The sequence below is a fragment of the Pseudomonas sp. GW821-FHT01E10 genome (assembly GCF_059422365.1).
Window position 1 is genome coordinate 83,776 of sequence record NZ_JBWKWT010000001.1, and the last position, 17,357, is coordinate 101,132.

At 52.2% G+C, this 17,357-nt stretch carries 17 protein-coding genes and 1 pseudogene; 14 read left to right on the forward strand and 4 right to left on the reverse strand.

Annotated features, from left to right (window positions below):
- Positions 1-10 precede the first annotated feature (10 nt).
- The 10 genes from accB (at position 11) to AC07V0_RS00395 (ending at position 7,469) form a co-directional block, all read left to right on the forward strand.
- Complete coding sequence (gene accB, locus AC07V0_RS00350; protein ID WP_492583406.1) at positions 11-517, forward strand: acetyl-CoA carboxylase biotin carboxyl carrier protein; 507 nt, start codon at positions 11-13, stop codon at positions 515-517.
- A 4-nt stretch (positions 518-521) separates the two neighbouring features.
- Positions 522-1,880 carry an acetyl-CoA carboxylase biotin carboxylase subunit gene (gene accC / locus AC07V0_RS00355; RefSeq protein ID WP_492587431.1) on the forward strand — a complete coding sequence of 453 codons (1,359 nt, stop codon included), beginning with the start codon at positions 522-524 and terminating at the stop codon, positions 1,878-1,880.
- Positions 1,877-2,272 carry a biotin/lipoyl-containing protein gene (locus tag AC07V0_RS00360; protein ID WP_495019229.1) on the forward strand — a complete coding sequence of 132 codons (396 nt, stop codon included), beginning with the start codon at positions 1,877-1,879 and terminating at the stop codon, positions 2,270-2,272. The genes accC and AC07V0_RS00360 overlap by 4 nt, the downstream gene beginning before the upstream one ends.
- Before the next feature lie 18 nt (positions 2,273-2,290).
- Positions 2,291-2,896, forward strand: a complete 606-nt coding sequence (locus tag AC07V0_RS00365; RefSeq protein WP_495019230.1) for a TetR/AcrR family transcriptional regulator — start codon at positions 2,291-2,293, stop codon at positions 2,894-2,896.
- A complete protein-coding gene (locus AC07V0_RS00370) occupies positions 2,893-4,170 on the forward strand; it encodes an aspartate aminotransferase type Ic (RefSeq protein WP_495019231.1) in 1,278 nt (425 codons plus the stop codon). Before AC07V0_RS00365 ends, AC07V0_RS00370 begins: the two co-directional genes overlap by 4 nt.
- 29 nt (positions 4,171-4,199) lie before the next feature.
- Positions 4,200-4,775 carry an adenine nucleotide alpha hydrolase family protein gene (locus AC07V0_RS00375; RefSeq protein ID WP_495019232.1) on the forward strand — a complete coding sequence of 192 codons (576 nt, stop codon included), beginning with the start codon at positions 4,200-4,202 and terminating at the stop codon, positions 4,773-4,775.
- Between the two features lie 86 nt (positions 4,776-4,861).
- A complete protein-coding gene (locus tag AC07V0_RS00380) occupies positions 4,862-5,656 on the forward strand; it encodes an NAD(P)H-dependent oxidoreductase (RefSeq protein WP_495019233.1) in 795 nt (264 codons plus the stop codon).
- Complete coding sequence (locus AC07V0_RS00385; protein ID WP_492583394.1) at positions 5,656-6,108, forward strand: VOC family protein; 453 nt, start codon at positions 5,656-5,658, stop codon at positions 6,106-6,108. The genes AC07V0_RS00380 and AC07V0_RS00385 overlap by 1 nt, the downstream gene beginning before the upstream one ends.
- A 231-nt stretch (positions 6,109-6,339) precedes the next feature.
- Positions 6,340-6,855 (forward strand): thiamine pyrophosphate-binding protein, encoded by a 516-nt coding sequence (locus AC07V0_RS00390; RefSeq protein WP_415769031.1) that lies wholly within the window; start codon positions 6,340-6,342, stop codon positions 6,853-6,855.
- A gap of 8 nt (positions 6,856-6,863) precedes the next feature.
- On the forward strand, positions 6,864-7,469 hold the full coding sequence (locus AC07V0_RS00395; protein ID WP_492583392.1) for a thiamine pyrophosphate-dependent enzyme: 606 nt from the start codon (positions 6,864-6,866) through the stop codon (positions 7,467-7,469).
- A 329-nt stretch (positions 7,470-7,798) separates the two neighbouring features.
- Here AC07V0_RS00395 and AC07V0_RS00400 read toward each other — a convergent pair whose 3' ends face one another.
- Positions 7,799-8,566, reverse strand: coding sequence for a helix-turn-helix domain-containing protein (locus AC07V0_RS00400; protein WP_492583390.1), 768 nt, complete (start codon positions 8,564-8,566; stop codon positions 7,799-7,801).
- Between the two features lie 753 nt (positions 8,567-9,319).
- Between AC07V0_RS00400 and can the strand changes: the two genes are divergently transcribed.
- Positions 9,320-9,958: a carbonate dehydratase gene (gene can / locus AC07V0_RS00405; RefSeq protein WP_492583388.1), complete on the forward strand. Its 639-nt coding sequence runs from the start codon at positions 9,320-9,322 to the stop codon at positions 9,956-9,958.
- Positions 9,959-10,249: 291 nt separating this feature from the next.
- On the opposite strand, the gene AC07V0_RS00410 is transcribed toward can, so the two are convergent.
- Positions 10,250-11,827, reverse strand: coding sequence for an APC family permease (locus AC07V0_RS00410; RefSeq protein WP_492583386.1), 1,578 nt, complete (start codon positions 11,825-11,827; stop codon positions 10,250-10,252).
- Positions 11,828-12,455: 628 nt separating this feature from the next.
- On the opposite strand from AC07V0_RS00410, the gene gabD reads away from it, so the two are divergent.
- The 3 genes and pseudogenes from gabD to AC07V0_RS00425 all read left to right on the forward strand — a co-directional run bounded on the left by gabD (position 12,456) and on the right by AC07V0_RS00425 (position 14,969).
- Complete coding sequence (gabD, locus tag AC07V0_RS00415; protein WP_495019234.1) at positions 12,456-13,898, forward strand: NADP-dependent succinate-semialdehyde dehydrogenase; 1,443 nt, start codon at positions 12,456-12,458, stop codon at positions 13,896-13,898.
- Positions 13,899-14,067: 169 nt separating this feature from the next.
- Positions 14,068-14,185 (forward strand): annotated as a pseudogene (locus tag AC07V0_RS00420) (DUF7740 domain-containing protein); the annotation flags it as partial.
- Positions 14,186-14,336: 151 nt separating this feature from the next.
- Positions 14,337-14,969, forward strand: coding sequence for an alpha/beta hydrolase (locus AC07V0_RS00425; RefSeq protein WP_495019235.1), 633 nt, complete (start codon positions 14,337-14,339; stop codon positions 14,967-14,969).
- A 139-nt stretch (positions 14,970-15,108) separates the two neighbouring features.
- On the opposite strand, the gene AC07V0_RS00430 is transcribed toward AC07V0_RS00425, so the two are convergent.
- Together AC07V0_RS00430 and AC07V0_RS00435 are read right to left on the reverse strand one after the other, a co-directional pair.
- Positions 15,109-15,945, reverse strand: a complete 837-nt coding sequence (locus AC07V0_RS00430; RefSeq protein ID WP_495019236.1) for an HpcH/HpaI aldolase/citrate lyase family protein — start codon at positions 15,943-15,945, stop codon at positions 15,109-15,111.
- 128 nt (positions 15,946-16,073) lie between these two features.
- Positions 16,074-17,276 (reverse strand): CaiB/BaiF CoA transferase family protein, encoded by a 1,203-nt coding sequence (locus tag AC07V0_RS00435; protein WP_495019237.1) that lies wholly within the window; start codon positions 17,274-17,276, stop codon positions 16,074-16,076.
- Positions 17,277-17,357 lie beyond the last annotated feature (81 nt).

The following is a 17,357-nucleotide window of genomic DNA, read 5'->3' on the forward strand; positions in this document are numbered from 1 at the left end:
CGTTAAGCGAATGACTGACGGTATCGTCAAAGCGAGAAGAGATATGAACATAGAGTTTATCGAGCGCCTGATTGAAATTGTCGAACGCTCGGGAGTCGCGGAGTTGGAATACAGCGAGGGGGACTGTCGCGTCCGTCTCGGCTTGCACGGTCTGACTGTTGTCGCTTCAGCACAGCGTGGACTGGTTGCCACCAACATCATTCCTGCGAGCGCTGCGACTGAAGATAGCTCAATAGCAGTCCCGCCTGTGTCATCAGATAAACCCGGCTATTCAGTGTCGTCCAGCTTGGTCGGAATTTTTTATCGTTCGCCTTCACCAGACAAGCCACCCTTTGTTGAGGTGGGAGATGTTGTCGAAGAAGGGCAGACGCTGGCAATCGTTGAGGCCATGAAGATGCTCAATCCCATTGAGGCAGATCGCAGCGGTCGCATTGTGGCGATCCTTAAAAGTGACGGCGAGATGATTGAAGCCGGTAGCCCTTTGTTCACAATCGAGGCGATGGACGATCATGAGTAAGCCGTTGTTTGACAGTGTACTTATCGCCAACCGCGGTGAGATCGCGTTACGTGTGTTGCGAGCTGCTAGGGATATAGGGGTGCGCACAATTGCGGTGCACTCCCAGGCTGATGCAGGTCTGCGCCATGTGGCATTGGCTGACCAGGCCATTTGCATAGGCCCGGCTGCAGCAAGTGAAAGTTATCTGAACTCCAAGCGCTTACTTCAAGCGGCGAAGCTCACAGACGCGGGAGCTATCCACCCGGGCTATGGCTTTTTGGCTGAAAACGCTGGCTTTGCTGCTGACATCGAAGCAGCAGGACTCGTATTTGTTGGGCCCAGCTCTGCATCCATCCGCTTGATGGGGGACAAAGTTTCGGCCAAGCAAGCGATGCTGGAGGCTGGTGTTCCGTGCGTCCCTGGCTCACCAGGCGCGCTGCCAGATGATGTCGAGCAAGTTCGCCACATTGCTGAGACGTGTGGATACCCACTCATCGTAAAAGCATCTGGAGGTGGTGGAGGGCGCGGCATGCGCATTGTCCGCACACCTGCTGAGCTGAATGAATCTGTGGCCATGACGCGTGAGGAGGCCGGGCGAGCCTTTGGTAATCCTGAGGTGTATCTGGAAAAGTTTCTAGAGCATCCCCGTCATATCGAAATCCAGATTCTGGCTGACAATTTTGGCAACGCCGTGTGGCTTGGCGAGCGTGACTGCTCAATGCAACGACGCCACCAGAAGATTATCGAAGAGTCTCCGGCTCCAGGCGTCGATAGAGAGGCTATTGCATTCATCGGCGAGCGCTGTGTGAAGGCATGCCAACTGATAGGTTACAGGGGCGCCGGCACGTTCGAATTCCTCTATGAGAACGGTGAGTTCTTTTTCATCGAGATGAACACCCGAGTTCAAGTTGAACATCCGGTTACCGAATTGGTAACAGGGGTGGATATCGTGCGTGAACAACTGCTGATTGCTCAAGGTTTCCCTCTGTCGATCGATCAAAGCCAAGTCACACTTCGGGGGCATGCGGTCGAATGCAGGATTAATGCTGAAGATCCGTTCAGTTTTGTCCCAGCCCCAGGGACAGTGAAGTCTTGGCTTCCACCTGGAGGGCCAGGTATTCGCATTGATAGCCACCTGTATTCTGGATATCAGGTACCACCCCATTATGACTCGCTTGTCGCCAAGTTCCTCGCCCATGGTTCCACCCGAGAGGAGGCTATCAACCGTATGGCCGGTGCCTTGGGAGAGGCGCAGCTCACTGGTATCAAAAATAATATCCCGCTGCATCAACGCCTCATGAGCGAACCAGGTTTCGTTCAAGGGGGATTCGACATTCACCATCTAGAACGCTATCTCGATCAGGATAAGGAGACGTCGAAATGAGCCCCGAATTCATCGAAAAGGTTGTGATTCTGCTTCAGAAACACTCTCTAAGAGCGTTTGAATTTGAGCAGGCGGGAGCCTGTTTAAGTCTGAGGTTCGACGCCAAGGCGAACGGCACCTCATCATCTGCTCACATTGAGAGGGTAGAGGAGGAACCGTGCAAAATTATCCTCTCGCCGTCCATGGGCGTTCTGCGCCTCACTCATCCTCAGCGAGAAGAGTCGTTCGTAAAGGTTGGAAGTGAGATCAAGGAAGGCCAGATCGTTGCGTTTCTGCAGAACGACGACCTGCTGGAGGAGGTTAAAGCAAGTTGTACAGGAGTGCTGGTCGCGGCTGTTGCTGAAGAAGGGCAAGTCATTGGCTTCGCGCAGCCCCTGTTTGAACTCCGTTAACTCAAGGTTTTTATCCATATGCACCAGGCAAATGCGGTAACAACTGAGGTGGGCTCTGATCAGCTCATTGTGAACGCTGCCATTGATTTGATTATGGAAGGCGGCTTTTCTGCAATGTCGATGCGTAGTCTGGCCAGAAAGGCGGGCATGCAGGCGGGGAGCCTTTATTACCACTTTCCAAGCAAGATTGATGTGCTCGAAGAAGTGCTGGATTCCCTGCTCCAGCAACGCTTGAACGACTGGCTGTCCATCAAGCCAAAACGTGCCAGCGCGTTAACGCAGCTCAATGCCTTCATCTCGTTTCACGTGGGGCGCGTATTGCGAAACTCTAGAGAGGAAGACTTGGTGATGCTCGAGCTCAAAAATCTAAAAGGGGCCCAGCGCGCGACGGTTGTTGCTCAAGATGAGCTGTACCGCAAGGAGCTCATTGCGATTATCAAGCGAGGTGTCTCAACTGGCATTTTCAATGTTTTGGATGTCGATATTGCGGCTCGGGCGCTGATGGGATTGTTGACCGGCGGAGCGACTTTTATAGCTGATTCCGAATCACTCGCTGTACAGACGCTTACCGAACTGTCCCGACGTTTGCTGGGTATTCAAAATAGTCAGAGGCTTAACAAATGAAACTGGATGATCTCTCCAGGGAAGATCTTTCGCAGCTGCATGCGCGTGCGCAGAATGATTATATTCGCCTTTGCGAGTTGAAATTGTCGATCAGCATGGCTCGCGGCGTTCCCAGCAGTGAACAGCTTGAACTCTCTAACAAGTTGCTGGAGCTACCAGGGGTTGGGGATTACATAGCAGAGGATGGTACGGACTGCCGAAACTACATGGGGCAGCAAGGTATCCCTGAGGCTCGTAGACTGTTTGCACCAGTGCTGGGTGTGCCTGAAAGCCAGGTAGTGGTCAGCGGAAATTCAAGCCTTGCGCTTATGTACGACTGTCTGTCGTTCGCCATGCGCGGAGGAGTGCCAGGATCCATTCGTCCATGGCAGCAAGAAAAGGAGACAGTGGCCTTTCTCTGCCCTGTTCCGGGATACGATCGTCACTTCACTCTCTGCGAAGCTTTTGGCATTCGTTTGATCCCCATCCCAATGCTGGAAGATGGCCCGGACATGAGTGCAGTTCGTAGCTTGGTTGCTCGGGATGCTTCTATTCGAGGGATGTGGTGCGTTCCGAAGTACAGTAACCCTACGGGCACTATCTACAGTGAGTTGGTTATTGAGGCGCTCGCGTCGATGCCTACAGCTGCGCCTGACTTTCGATTGTTTTGGGATGACGCTTACACCGTGCATCACCTGACCGACGAAGATGTTCAGATTGAAAACATTTATGAAGCGTGCACGCGAAATGGTTATCCAAATCGTGCGCTTGTCTTTGCTTCGACTTCCAAGGTCACCCAGGCTGGTGCGGGCCTCGCCATGCTTGGTAGCTCGGGAGACAACATCAAGTGGTGGTTGCAACACGCTTCGGTGCGGAGTGTTGGGCCCGACAAAATAAATCAGCTCCGCCATGTCCGGTTTCTGCGTGATCTGAATGGCCTCAAAGCGCTGATGGATTCCCACAGGGGGCTGCTTAAACCTCGTTTCGACGCAGTGCTCGAAATCCTGGAAGCCAAGCTCGGCCAACACGGCTTTGCACAGTGGAGTACACCTAAGGGTGGGTACTTCATCAGCGTAGATGTTTACCCAGGAACCGCGAAGCATGTCGTCGCGCTAGCCAAGGCAGCGGGTGTTCAGATGACAGATGCGGGGTCGTGTTTTCCCCATGGAATTGACCCGCACGATCAGCAGTTGCGCATAGCGCCATCGTCACCTGCTGTTGAGGCATTGCGGACGGCATCAGAAGTTATTTGTGCATCGATATTACTAGCGGCTTGTGAGCAAAAGCTGTCTTAAGCACTTGGTCAAAACTCACGGATTACCAAATGAAGCTTCTGGTTTTGGCTCAGTATGCCGACGGTGCTTTAACCCTGGAAACGCGCGCAACAATTGCCGCTGCACAGTTGCCAGGCGCTGAAGTGTATTTGCTACTGGCGGGTGAAGCAGTGAGCGAGATTGCGTTTCAAGCTGCCCAAGTCTGCGGGATTAAAAAAATTTGGCTGGCTCAGCATCCGGCATACGAGCATTCGTTGCCGGCGAGCCTCGCCGCACTCATCGTAAGAGTCTTTACACATGAGGTGCTTGCCTGCAGCCATATCCTTTGCGCTTCAACTGAAGCAAGCCAACAGATCATGGCGCATGTTTGCGCAATGCTGGACGTCGATCAACCTCTAGAAGAAAGCACTCCCGAGTCGGTTCCAATCATCTTGGCTCGTCCCACCATGCAGCTCTTGCTGCTGGCACCTGGGAGTATTCAGCCGGTTGCTGCTACGGGCGGTGCTACACCTGTGCAGTGGGTTCCCGGGGGCTGTGCCACCAGTACGGAGTATCTTACGGGGAAGGAAAAAACACAGACTATGCAAAAAACCGCAGAAACTGGTCGAGGATCATCAAGACACTGAACCCTTTGCGGCCTAAAGTTGATCACAGATGATTCGTTTGGGCTGTTTTTTAGGCCTCCTTTTTTTCAGATCCAGAGTGGTAGTAAATGAAAGCTCTCATCGTTTATGCACACCCAGAGCAGGCATCGTTCAACGCAGCGCTTAAGAACACAGCTGTGGAAACATTGACCCGCTTAGGTCACGAAGTTGTCGTCAGCGACCTCTACGCAATGGGGTGGAATCCAGTGCTGTCGGCAGCAGATTTTGCTGAACGCGAGAATGCGGATTTCTTGGATCTGTCTCGTGAGCAAGAACACGCGTTCGCACAGAATAGCCAGAGTGCTGACGTTGTTCGTGAGCAGCAGAAAGTTGCTGAGGCTGACCTTGTGTTGTTCCACTTTCCAGTGTGGTGGTTCTCCATGCCTTCGATCCTGAAGGGGTGGTGCGATCGGGTATTCAGTCGTGGCTTTGCCTATGCTGCCGGCCGCAAATACGACTCGGGCTTGTTCAAAGGCAAGAAGGCAATGCTGTGCCTGACAACAGGGACTGCATCGACACTCTATGAGCCCAACGGGATCGATGGGGATTTGCTGCATGTACTTTGGCCAATTCACAACGGCCTCCTGGCTTATACCGGCTTCTCCGTCCTACCGCCATTTGCGGCATGGATGCCTGGCCGTGTGACTGCTGAAGAGCGAGTGGCTTACCTCGCGGACTATGCGGAGCGTCTAGAGACGTTGGAAAGTGCCGAGCCCTTGTTCATGCACCCATGGAGTGACTACGACGAAACTCAGCGCCTTAAACCAGGTGTAGAAGCTAAATCTGGTGTGCAATGGAACCCGTTGATTGGTCAGAGCTTTGTCGAATCTGCTGATGCCTTTGCGAAAAAACAGGTGAAGTGATGAGCGACACAAGCATCTTCAAAACTCTCCATCATGTCTGCGTAATTGTTCGCGACATGGATAAGGCTGTCGCCTACTACGAATCTCTCGGAATAGGCCCTTGGAATCAATTTCCTTCATTGGAAGCTTTCAAAGGGGAGTTGCTTGCTCCGAATGCCGAAGACTTTGTGAAGCTGCACTACAAATATGCCAATCTCGAAAATTTTCAGCTTCAATTATGTGCGCCACCCGAAGGAAATACTCTTCAACGTCGCTTCCTTGAGGAACGAGGTGAAGGCGTGTTCCATCTAGGGTTCACAGTTCCTGACTGCGATGTTGCGGAATCAGAGGCATTTGCTGCCGGGTTGACGCCTATTCTTCGCGGTCGTTTGCCTAACAGAAATGGGTTTACGTACTTTGACTCTGCGGAGCATGGTTCAGGAGTAACCCTCCAGGTTCGCGCAGTTAAGTAGTATAAAACTTGATTGATACTAGCGAGACTTAAAAAGTCTCGCGACGGAGGCTTGCCGTGGAAATTAAAGCAAAACTTTACTGTCTGGCTGATCGCGTCTTATCAGCTTTCAGGCTGCCCGAAGGCTTGTATATTGATGTGCCCGTAATTTATTAAGCGAAAATTTGCTACCACACCCCGTGATGGTTGCATGCTTTTTCTTGCCAAAAATAACAACTGGAGTTGAGCAGACGTGACGATAAATTGGCCAGAGCAAATATTTGCTGAATTTAAGAAGCTGGATGTGAAGCAAGTTGTTTATGTTCCGGATGCTGGGCATAGCAAGTTGATCCAGATGTGTGATGCTGACCCGGAAATTCACTCCGTTTCGCTGACCACAGAGGAGGAGGGTGTTGCTCAACTAGGTGGCGCTTGGGCAGGAGGGCAACGTGGCGTTCTTCTTGTTCAGTCAAGCGGTGTAGGTAACTGCATCAACATGCTTTCCTTGCAACATGAAACCCGAATGCCACTCTTCATGATTGTTACCATGAGGGGGGAATGGGGCGAGTTCAACCCATGGCAGGTAGCTATGGGTAAGTCCACTCAAGAAGTTTTGGAAGCGTCTGGTGTGTATGTGTACCGCGCCGATTCTGCCGAAGAGGTCGAGGCGACGGTTAGCGCTGGCGCACGTTTCGCTTACCAGACCGGCCGTATGGTTGCAGTCCTGATTGGGCAGCGCGTCATCGGCACCAAAAACTTTAATAAGTGAGTGTGATCATGCAGGCTATTCAGAAGATTAAACCGACTCTCAATCGACGTGAAGTCGTGGCCCGGATTCTAAAAGATCGCGGCGATGCGCTAGCTGTCACAAGCCTCGGCAACCCCACTTTCGACGTCGCTGCTGCAGGCGACTGCGCCCAGAATTTTTACCTGTGGGGGGCAATGGGGGGGGCAGTGATGTTCGGTATGGGCATCGCTCTGGCTCAACCGACAAAACGTGTCATCGTATTTGTCGGTGACGGCGAAATGATGATGGGCCTTGGCTCTCTGGCTACAGTTGCTTGTCACAGCCCTGACAACCTCAGCATTGTTGTAATTGATAACGAGCACTATGCCGAAACAGGGATGCAGCCAGCCCATGCTGGCCGTGGTGTCAGTATCAACGCCGTCGCTACAGCAGTGGGCTTTGGCCAGAGTATTCTCGTGAACGACCAGGATGGTCTTGAGAGTGCAATCGACACACTGTATAGCCACCAAGGCCCGGTTACGCTGTGTGTGAAGGTTACGACAGACCCAGCACCGACTGCGTTGCCACCTCGCGATGGCCCGTATCTGAGAAGCCGTTTCAGAGAGGCCCTTATGGGTAGCGCCAGTCACGTTTAATGACCGGCGAACTCCGAACTGTATATGCATTGATGGCGTGCCTGTGCCATCAATGCATTTGGTTCGATTGTGGTGACTTAATTCGATTCTAAAAAATATAACTTTTTTACAGATTAAAAAGGGAGGCCGTTGGCGCCCTTATCACCGCTGGATCGAATTGTTAACGCTTCTCAGGTGGAGACAATAATGATAAGAAAATCCTGGTGCATTCGTTTCAAACGTTGGTGTGTCGATATTGTGGAGCGCTTAGGAGAGCTTCCAACCTACTAAAGTCATAAATATCCGCGATATTGATGTTCAATGATCGCGGATGATTGTAGGGTTTACTTTTATAGCGCTGATACTAAATTATCTTGCGCTATATTTTTTATCGTTGTGCTGCGGTATTGCTGTGGCGTGCAGTGAAGCGTAGCCTTGAACTGACGACTAAATGCACTGTGATCCGAGTACCCGCACTCAGTTGCGATATCAGTAATACTCGCCTCACTGTGTTCGAGCATGTCACACGCCTTCTCGATTCTTGCCTTCATCAAAATCTGCTTCGGCGACAACTGAAAAACCTCTCGGGTTAATCGCTGCAGAGTATCCATTGAGAGATCAACTTCCCTCGCAATATCGGCAATGAGCTGCGGCTGAGCAAGGTTTTCTTTAACTAGCCTTGAAAACTCCATTAGCCGTTTATATCCCAGGTGCTTTTCATCCGGGCGTGCCAGAATTCGAGATATGCCTACCAATCCTGTAGTCTGATCGTTAGCATCAACAATCCCGAACTTTGAACTCAGACACCATTGTCGATGGCCATCGGCAGAGCGAAAAAGCCGTAAGGCATCGATGATTTCTTTTCCTGTGTGAATGACGCTCAAATCTTGTGCGACTATGCTCGAGCTTGTGATCGGGAACAGATCGTCAGCTGTCAGGCCGATGACATCTTGTTTATTTCGCTTTCCGCTGTACCGGACGAGCGTCTGGTTAATTACGACGTAACGCCCCAATGTATCCTTGACGTAAAACATCAAATCAGGCATGCGATCAAAGATCTTGTCCATCAACGAAAGATCCCTGTCGATCCAATGTAGCAAATCTTTACTGTCGATCATTTAAAGCGCCGCTCTAGTAAGAAGCCGAGGTGTTAGTTTACTCGCCAAGCATGAGATTAATTTGTGAAGATTCGGGCTGCTATGCTAAATGCCGCAAAATATCACGGAGAGATCATACAGCGAATGAATATGGGGCGCTGTATGATTTAGCAATGTTTTCGAAGGCTGAAGATTATCCCAGCTGCGATAGTAATGCTTGCTTTTGCAAAGCCATAATCTTCGCTATGCACAACACGGTATGGTTGACGAGTAACTTTGAACTATTGGCTTGCGCTTGGTCAGCGCTTTTTACCGCTTGGTTAGCAAATACCAAGCGGTTTTTTTATGCGTCGAATTTTGTTTACTTAGGTGTGGCCAAGTGAGTTTCTGATGCTCGTGGAAGCAATGATCCAAACGCACCACGCTTGACCCAAATGTGAAGGGGTGACGCTAGGCTCGTTAATATCGCAATGCCGCAAAATTGCACGACAATTGACTACCAGAAGCACTTCCGTTGACCAGGAAATTGCGTTTGCACTGACTTGCTACGATGCGATTAGGTTATACGGGAACATGCAAATTTGCAGAGCGACTGAATCGCCATTGGGAGAAGCGACCTGGTTATGACTACTTCTCATACTTGGGCCTGTATTTCAAAATAGGCCCAGCACTCAACGTGAGAGATCGGAGACTTTGCCCGCGACTCGCGAATGGAAACGTGACCTCGGGCGCTTGCCGCGCGCCAAAGCTGCGGATCATTTATGAGGTTTGAACATGAACGATCTACAAATACTGATCGATAACAACGAACGTTGGGCCGATGCAATTAAGCAGGAAGATCCTGATTTTTTCGCAAAACTGGCACGTCAGCAAACCCCCGAATACCTCTGGATCGGTTGTTCGGATGCGCGGGTGCCTGCCAACGAAATCGTAGGCATGCTCCCGGGCGATTTGTTCGTACATCGCAACGTGGCCAACGTGGTGCTGCATACTGATCTGAATTGCCTGTCGGTAATCCAATACGCCGTGGATGTGCTCAAGGTCAAACACATACTGGTCACCGGGCACTATGGTTGTGGCGGTGTGCGTGCGGCGATGCAGGATCGCCAGTTCGGGCTGATCGACGGCTGGCTGCGTTCGATTCGCGATCTTTATTACGAAAAGCGCGAAGAACTGGCCAAATTGTCGACTGAAGAAGAACGGGTCGATCGCCTCTGTGAGCTTAACGTGATCCAGCAAGTGGCCAACGTCGGCCACACCAGCATCATCCAGAACGCTTGGAGCCGCGGTCAGAACCTGTCGATCCATGGGTGCATTTATGGCATCAAGGATGGCCGCTGGAAGAGCCTGAACTCAACCATCAGTGGCTTTGAGCACCTGCCGCCGCAATATCGCCTGCGGCCAATCAACTGAGTCGGCCTAAGTCGCTTCCTTCTGTCTCAGAAGGGAGCGACTCACGGGCCCGGTCGCTCATGTGATCTTGGTCTGAGCTCTAATTTGTTGAACTGCTGGTGAGTGCGAATCCCACCTTGGTCAAACAGTACGCAACCAGGTGGTCAATTCAATGCGGCGATGCCAGATGTAGCATCGACTCTGATTCACAGATCCTAACTCACGAGGCGCTGAGTATAAGGTATGGAAAACAGTAGGCTTCACATGTGCCAAACCGGCCTGTTGGCTGGCTTGGCATCAGTTCATGGTTGATTAAACGGTATGCGGTTTTAAGTCCCCAGATGGCATAGCAAGCGAGTCCGTCTTCTCGGTGAGGGGATAACAGCTTGTGGCTCCCCAGAAGTAAATAGCAGTCGAGAACATCGCCAGGATCGAAATTACGGTTACTTCACTTACTTTGCCAGGCCCGATTGCCCAGGTAAGCCCCATCATCCCAGCGTAATAAACAACCAGCCAAAGTGATGATCCGATTTCCCTATGCATCGTCGAACGTGTACCGCTCATCGATTTAAGCACCAACTGCACGATGAAGATCAGGATCTGCAAGCCGGCGAGCCAAGAGATGACGCCCCAACCAGACCACAATACCAGCAAGCTGGCCACGAAGAACGACAACGGCCCGAGCAAGAAAAGAGCTTTTACCTTGAATGGCCGAGAGAATTTCCGCTGCCGCAATGCTGCAACCGAAATTGGCGCGATTGCGTAACTAAGCACGAGCGCTGCTGAAACGACGCTGATCAGTTTTTCCCAGGATGGGAAGGGCAGCGTCCAGGCCACCGAGAGTACGAATGCCAGCCACAATGCTCGGCGAGGGATACCGGATTTTGGATCGACCTTGGCAAAGCCATTCAGCAGAGTTGTCGACCCTGCCCACCCACAAGCAATTCGTGATGTGGAGTTCATGAAAATGTTGCCGCAACCGGTGGGGGACACCACTGCATCAGCAACCACAATCGTCGCGAGCCACACTGCCCCAAGCAGCAACGCAATGTCACGGAAGGGGAGTGGAAGCTTGCTACCCAGATCACTCCAGCCATTGGCGAGCATCTCAGTGGGCAGGCTACCCAAGAAGGCTATTTGTAAAAGCAAATAGATGACGGCTGAGCAAGCGATGGAGAGCATGAGAGCCAGTGGAATATTACGTTGAGGATTCTTCACCTCGCTCGCCGCGGAAATGATTGGAGTCAACCCGAGGTACGCGAAAATAATGCCGCCTGCGGAAATCGCGGCACCAATCCCTTCAACGCCATTTGGAGCGAATCCAGACTGGGTCAGGTTTTCGCTGTTGAAGTGTCGGAATAGCACCACGACTACGCAGATCGGCACTATAAACTTGAACAGACTGATGATGTTGTTTGCCAGGGCGAACGATTTGATGCTGAAGTAGTTCGTCAACATGAACAAACAAAGCAAGCAGAATTGAACCATCCACCCCAGCATTGTGGGAGAGCTTGAGCCTACTTCAGTCAAGGATGGAAACCATGCGCTTGCGTATTGTCTGGCTGCTACCACCTCGATCGCTACGACGCTGGAATAAGCAACCAGCGTAATGAAACCCATCATGTACCCGAGCATTGGGCCATGGCTGATGATCGGGTACTGCAATATCCCACCAGTGGTTGGCATCGCTGCCCCAAGCTCACAGTACATAAGGCCCAGGAGAAACACGGCAGCAGCACCAATTATCCAGGAGATGATGCCCGCTGGGCCGGCAATGGCTGCAACGTGGCTTGATGCGAATAGCCATCCAGAACCGAACGTGGCTCCCAGTCCTATGAGCGTGAGATCCAGTAGGGATAATTTGCGTTTGAGATTATTTAGGTTTGACATTCTTTTCTTCCATTCGAAAGCGTGAACAAACAGCGGCCACGCACGAGGTGTGACACATCATTGGCGCACAACGTTAGAGGTAGGGCAGTAAGGACAACATGTATCTAGGCGGGACATGCCCGCTTTGTAATCAACTGAGCTTTTTCTTGTTGTTGGATCAGTCAGATTTCCGCGGTGAGCGGGATCTTCGAGTGGAATGGTCAGTCTATCCGCCACTCTTGGTGGCGGCTTGCAGGAATACAGTCAGTTAGTCGCCGGTTTCTGCATAATGCCGGTCAGATCGTCAGACGTATAACCATTGAAATGAGTATTCCACCTAAGAAAAGTAATAGTTGCTTGCCCAGATTACGGCCGTGGATTGAGCGAACTCCGAAGGGAACTATTTAAAACTAACGGTTGATTTTATTTCGGTGAACGGGGGCTTCGGAAAATGTGAATGCGCGAAAAAACAGGCCGTTAACTTTTGGAGATAGGATTGAAGCTGCTTCGTGTCTGTGACGCTAGGAGCAGGCTTTAATGGCCCCTCCCAAGTAGCCACAGTGACCATATTTCCCTCGTTGAACTCCAGCGATGATGGCCAATTCACCGGAGCAGTTTTCGACACAAAATCATAAGACGGGAAGTGATCATGCAGCTCAAAGACTCCAATTTGTTTCGACAGCAAGCCTATTTAGATGGCGTGTGGGTTGATGCCGACAGTGGCCAGACGATCAAGGTGAACAATCCAGCCACCAATGAGATTCTTGGCACTGTGCCTAAAATGGGCGCAGTCGAAACTCGGCGTGCCATTGAGGCTGCAAACCGCGCACTTCCAGCTTGGAGTGCTCTGACTGCCAAAGAGCGTTCAAGTAAATTGCGGGCCTGGTTTGAGCTGATCATTGCAAACCAAGACGATCTCGCTCGTCTGATGACGCTCGAGCAGGGCAAGCCTTTATCTGAAGCTAAAGGGGAAGTTGTTTATTCGGCGTCCTTTCTTGAGTGGTTTGCTGAAGAAGCGAAACGAATTTATGGCGATGTGATCCCGGGCCACCAACCGGACAAGCGATTGATCGTTTTAAAGCAGCCCATCGGTGTTACTGCCGCCATTACACCTTGGAACTTTCCGTCGGCGATGATCACTCGCAAGGCTGGCCCCGCACTGGCCGCCGGTTGCACCATGGTGCTCAAACCCGCTTCGCAAACCCCCTATTCAGCGCTCGCATTAGCGGCACTTGCAGAGCGTGCAGGAATTCCTGCTGGTGTATTCAGCGTAGTCACTGGGAGCGCTGGCGATATCGGCTCAGAGCTGACCAGTAATCCGATCGTGCGTAAGCTTTCGTTCACTGGCTCAACCGAAATTGGCCGGCAGCTGTTGGGTGAGTGTGCCAAGGACATCAAGAAGGTTTCTCTTGAGTTGGGCGGTAATGCACCGTTTATTGTGTTCGATGATGCCAACCTTGATAAAGCCGTTGAGGGCGCGATCATTTCCAAGTATCGCAACAACGGGCAAACCTGTGTGTGCGCCAACCGGATCTACGTGCAGGATGCTATTTATGATGCCTTCGCAGAAAAGCTAAAAGCAGGAGTGGCTAAGCTGAAGGTCGGTAACGGTCTGGATTTGAGTACTACCACTGGGCCAATGATCGACGAAAAAGCTGTGGCGAAGATCAAAGAACACATCGCTGACGCAGTGAGCAAGGGGGCCAAGATTCTTTCGGGTGGGAACGGCCTGGAGGGGAATTTCTTCGAGCCAACTATTTTGACTGATGTGCCCACGAATGCCGCCGTGGCAAAGGAGGAGACTTTCGGGCCACTGGCACCGCTGTTCCGTTTCAAAGACGAAGCTGAAGTCATCGCGATGGCCAACGATACGGAGTACGGCTTGGCTTCTTACTTCTACGCCCAGAACATGAGTCGAGTGTTCCGCGTCGCTGAAGCGCTCGAGTATGGGATGGTTGGCATCAACACTGGGCTGATCTCTAACGAGGTTGCCCCATTTGGCGGTGTTAAAGCCTCCGGGTTGGGACGAGAAGGCTCCAAATACGGTATTGAAGACTATCTGGAAATCAAATACTTGTGCCTTAGCGTCTAGGCCCATTACTCGGTCAATGAGCCAGCACGATGCTAGTTCTGCTGCGTCGTGCTGAGCAACACATGAGCCTGATTTTTAATTTTGATAGCGTATCTAGTAATGAACTACCGGAAAAACGGTGTCTACTGGACGTCATAAATCCTGCTGTAGCTGTCGAGACCAACGTTTCATGAATATGATCGATGCAACTATCTGTCTACTTCTGGCGGCCAAGATTCACGGGACGGATCAAGCGCTCAGGGACACGGCCAAGAGCCTTATCAAGAAATTGCCCAGAAGCGCCAGGGGTATGATGTTTGCCATTATAAATAGCAAAAAACCAATGGTACTGCTGTCGCGCGTTATTGAAGATGTACCTGTCCCAGAACTAAGCCCCCCGACGGGCGCTGACGCGAGCTCCCAGGTAGAGGGACGCGTAAACTAGCTGCGGTGTTTTCCATGGCAACAAGTGAATTTTTTGAAGTATCCAATGGCGTCACAGAGGTACTGAGCGACTGTCTGGCATCACCTAAAGCGGTAGCGTTGATTGCCCATCCTCATCCGTTGCTAGGGGGTAATGCTAATCACAAAGTCCCCTTTACGATGATGCGCGCCGCTAACGCGCTAGGTGTGAGTGTCTATCGTCCAAATTTTCGAGGTGTCGGGAAATCATCAGGTAAATATGATGGTGGAGTTCTTGAAACTCAGGACATCATCGATTTGATCAATCTGCTGCGCGAAAGGGAGGGCAGGGTGCCCTTCATTCTGATGGGATTTTCCTTTGGTGCCTTCATTGCGGCTCGAGTAGAGCAGGCATTGGCGCAGGCCTCTCTATCCTGTGATGACGTTATTCTCTGTGGGCTTCCAGATGGCGAGGTTCCAGGCAAGAGAAACTACGCGACACCAGTAGTCGCTGAAGCATGTTTGATACACGGGGAGATGGACGAAAGCGCTCCGCTATCGCAGGCTCTTCGGTGGGCTGAGCGGAGTAACGCGTCAGTAAGAGTCGTACCAGGTGCGGATCATTTTTTCACTGGGCGCCTAGGTGTGCTCTCAGCGTTGATTTCTGAAAGGATCAAGTCGAAGATCTAGCCGAACTCAATCTGTGTTCGGGCGGTTCATTATCTCAAAGCAAAGCCAAGTCATATGTGCACGGCATTCTACCTCCGCGAATTTACTGCGAGGGTTCATGCAGTGCACACAAGATTGGATGCTTAAGAAAGTCTCATCTTCATCGATGAGCGTTCGGATTGATAGAACCCATCGCGAGTATCCGTTGCGCACGGATCAACACTGGCGCGTCGACCATCTGCCCATCAATTTGAAAGGCGCCGCGACCATGTGCGCTGGCGTCAACGACTCGTTGCGCCCAAGCTAACATATCCGCACTCGGGGCCAGAGCACGCTGAATCACAGGAATTTGCTTGGGATGGATACACATAGCGCCAGCGAACCCCATTTCATGGGCGTGACAGATAGCTTGATGCAGACCTTCCAGGTCATCAATGCCTGGGTAGACACCATCCAGCGGCGGCAGCAAGTTAGCGTCCCGTGAATGCAGTAGCAACGTCACGCGTGCTTGATCGAGCACGAAATGACCCGCGGGTGAGCCTAGGTTCAGGTTCAAATCCAGTCCGTAATCCAAGGCGCCAAATGCCAAACGTTGAACACCCTGTTCGGCAGCAATTTCAGCGAGTTTTAAAACCCCGCGCGCACTTTCTATGATTGGCCATATCGGTTTGTCTGTGGCAGCAACCGCGGCGACCTGAGCCGCACTTTCGGCCTTCGGCAGCAGGACTCCGGCGATGCCAGATTGCTGTTGGCAAAAGACGATATCGGCGGCATGTTCAGGGTGCTCGGGAGCATTGATTCGCACCCAGACCGATACTTGTGTTTCGGCTTGCAGAAATGCCGCGAGATTGTCCCTTGCCTGACGTTTGAGGGATTCTTCGACAGCGTCTTCAAAATCGACGATAACCGCATCGGCACCCGCGGACAGTGCTTTGGCAAAGCGTTCAGGGCGGCTGCCAGGCACGAAGAGTGCGGAGCGAATCGTAGAACCGGACATGGAAGGCTTCCTTTGTTGTCATTGTTTAGCGGTTGGATTGCTTCATCGACCTCTGTTAGAGCCAGCTTGTTGGCGAGTCTTTATCTGACACACTGCCAACAAGTCGGCTCCTGAACAGAACCTGGGGCTCAGATGACCCCTGCTGCCTGCATTCGCGCCTGGTCTTCGTTAGAGAAACCCAACTCAGCGAGAATGCCTATGTTGTGTTCTCCCAATCCCGGCACCGAGTCCATGCGTGGGGTGAAGGATGTGTTACGCCCAGGTGGCAATAGCGCGGGCAATTTTCCGGCAGGACTGTCGATTTCACGCCAACAGTCGCGGGCTTTAAGTTGTGGGTGATCCCACACGCCTTGCATATCGTTGACCCTGGCGCTGGCGATTTGCGCGGATTCCAGTCGGGCCACCACTTCGTCGACGCTCAGTTGCGAAAATCCGTCAACAATGATCTGGCGTAGCGCTTCGCGGTTGCCCGAACGTTTGAAGTTCGCCGAGAAGCGTTCATCCGTCGCCAGTGCTGCATCCAGCAACACTTTTTCGCAGAACAGCGCCCACTCGCGCTCGTTCTGCAACCCAAGCATCACGGTATCGCCGCCTTTGGTAGGGAAGGGGCCGTACGGGTAAATCGTCGCATGGGAAGCGCCTGCACGAGGCGGGGGCGCCGCACCCTCGAACCCGTAGTACATCGGGTAACCCATCCACTCCACCAGGCTCTCGAGCATGCTCACATCAATGCGACTGCCAACCCCGGTTTTATCGCGCAGCATCAACGCAGACAAAATCCCGGTGTAGGCGTACATGCCTGCAGCGATATCAGCGATGGAGCAACCAGCCTTAGCCATCTCATCTTCACCCGGCCCGCCTGTCACAGAGAGAAACCCGCCCTCGCTTTGAATCAACAGGTCATAGGCTTTTTTCTTCTCATAGGGGCCGCCTTCGCCATAGCCTGAAATGTCACAGACTATCAGGCGAGGAAAACGCTCCTGCAACGCTTCGAACGACAAGCCCATCCGCGCCGCGGCACCCGGCGCCAGGTTCTGAACCAGCACGTCGGCTTTTCCAAGAAGACCCATAAGGATGTCTCCTGCCTCGTCCTGTTTCAGGTCAAGGGTAAGGCTTTCCTTGGAGCGATTGGCCCAGACGAAATGCGATGCCAGACCGTTTACCCGTTCATCATATCCTCGGGCAAAATCACCGCTGCCAGGGCGCTCGATCTTCACCACGCGAGCGCCGAGGTCGGCCAGTTGCCGGGTACAGAACGGTGCAGCAATCGCGTGTTCGAGGCTGATAACAGTGATGCCGTCCAGTGGACGCAAGTTATGCTGGGTGGTCATTTTTTGTACCTCGGATGATGCCACACCTGTAGGAACTGCCTTAGGCGGCACGACCGATTTCCGGCCGATCACACCTAGGGC

Coding starts and splice junctions, on each gene's coding strand:
- AC07V0_RS00365 (WP_495019230.1), top strand. CDS start 2,291: ATGCACCAGGCAAATGCGGTAACAACTGAGGTGGGCTCTGATCAGCTC.
- AC07V0_RS00385 (WP_492583394.1), top strand. CDS start 5,656: ATGAGCGACACAAGCATCTTCAAAACTCTCCATCATGTCTGCGTAATT.
- AC07V0_RS00400 (WP_492583390.1), bottom strand. CDS start 8,566: ATGATCGACAGTAAAGATTTGCTACATTGGATCGACAGGGATCTTTCG.
- gabD (WP_495019234.1), top strand. CDS start 12,456: ATGCAGCTCAAAGACTCCAATTTGTTTCGACAGCAAGCCTATTTAGAT.
- accB (WP_492583406.1), top strand. CDS start 11: ATGACTGACGGTATCGTCAAAGCGAGAAGAGATATGAACATAGAGTTT.
- can (WP_492583388.1), top strand. CDS start 9,320: ATGAACGATCTACAAATACTGATCGATAACAACGAACGTTGGGCCGAT.
- AC07V0_RS00395 (WP_492583392.1), top strand. CDS start 6,864: ATGCAGGCTATTCAGAAGATTAAACCGACTCTCAATCGACGTGAAGTC.
- AC07V0_RS00410 (WP_492583386.1), bottom strand. CDS start 11,827: ATGTCAAACCTAAATAATCTCAAACGCAAATTATCCCTACTGGATCTC.
- AC07V0_RS00425 (WP_495019235.1), top strand. CDS start 14,337: ATGGCAACAAGTGAATTTTTTGAAGTATCCAATGGCGTCACAGAGGTA.
- AC07V0_RS00375 (WP_495019232.1), top strand. CDS start 4,200: ATGAAGCTTCTGGTTTTGGCTCAGTATGCCGACGGTGCTTTAACCCTG.
- AC07V0_RS00430 (WP_495019236.1), bottom strand. CDS start 15,945: ATGTCCGGTTCTACGATTCGCTCCGCACTCTTCGTGCCTGGCAGCCGC.
- AC07V0_RS00370 (WP_495019231.1), top strand. CDS start 2,893: ATGAAACTGGATGATCTCTCCAGGGAAGATCTTTCGCAGCTGCATGCG.
- AC07V0_RS00380 (WP_495019233.1), top strand. CDS start 4,862: ATGAAAGCTCTCATCGTTTATGCACACCCAGAGCAGGCATCGTTCAAC.
- AC07V0_RS00360 (WP_495019229.1), top strand. CDS start 1,877: ATGAGCCCCGAATTCATCGAAAAGGTTGTGATTCTGCTTCAGAAACAC.
- AC07V0_RS00435 (WP_495019237.1), bottom strand. CDS start 17,276: ATGACCACCCAGCATAACTTGCGTCCACTGGACGGCATCACTGTTATC.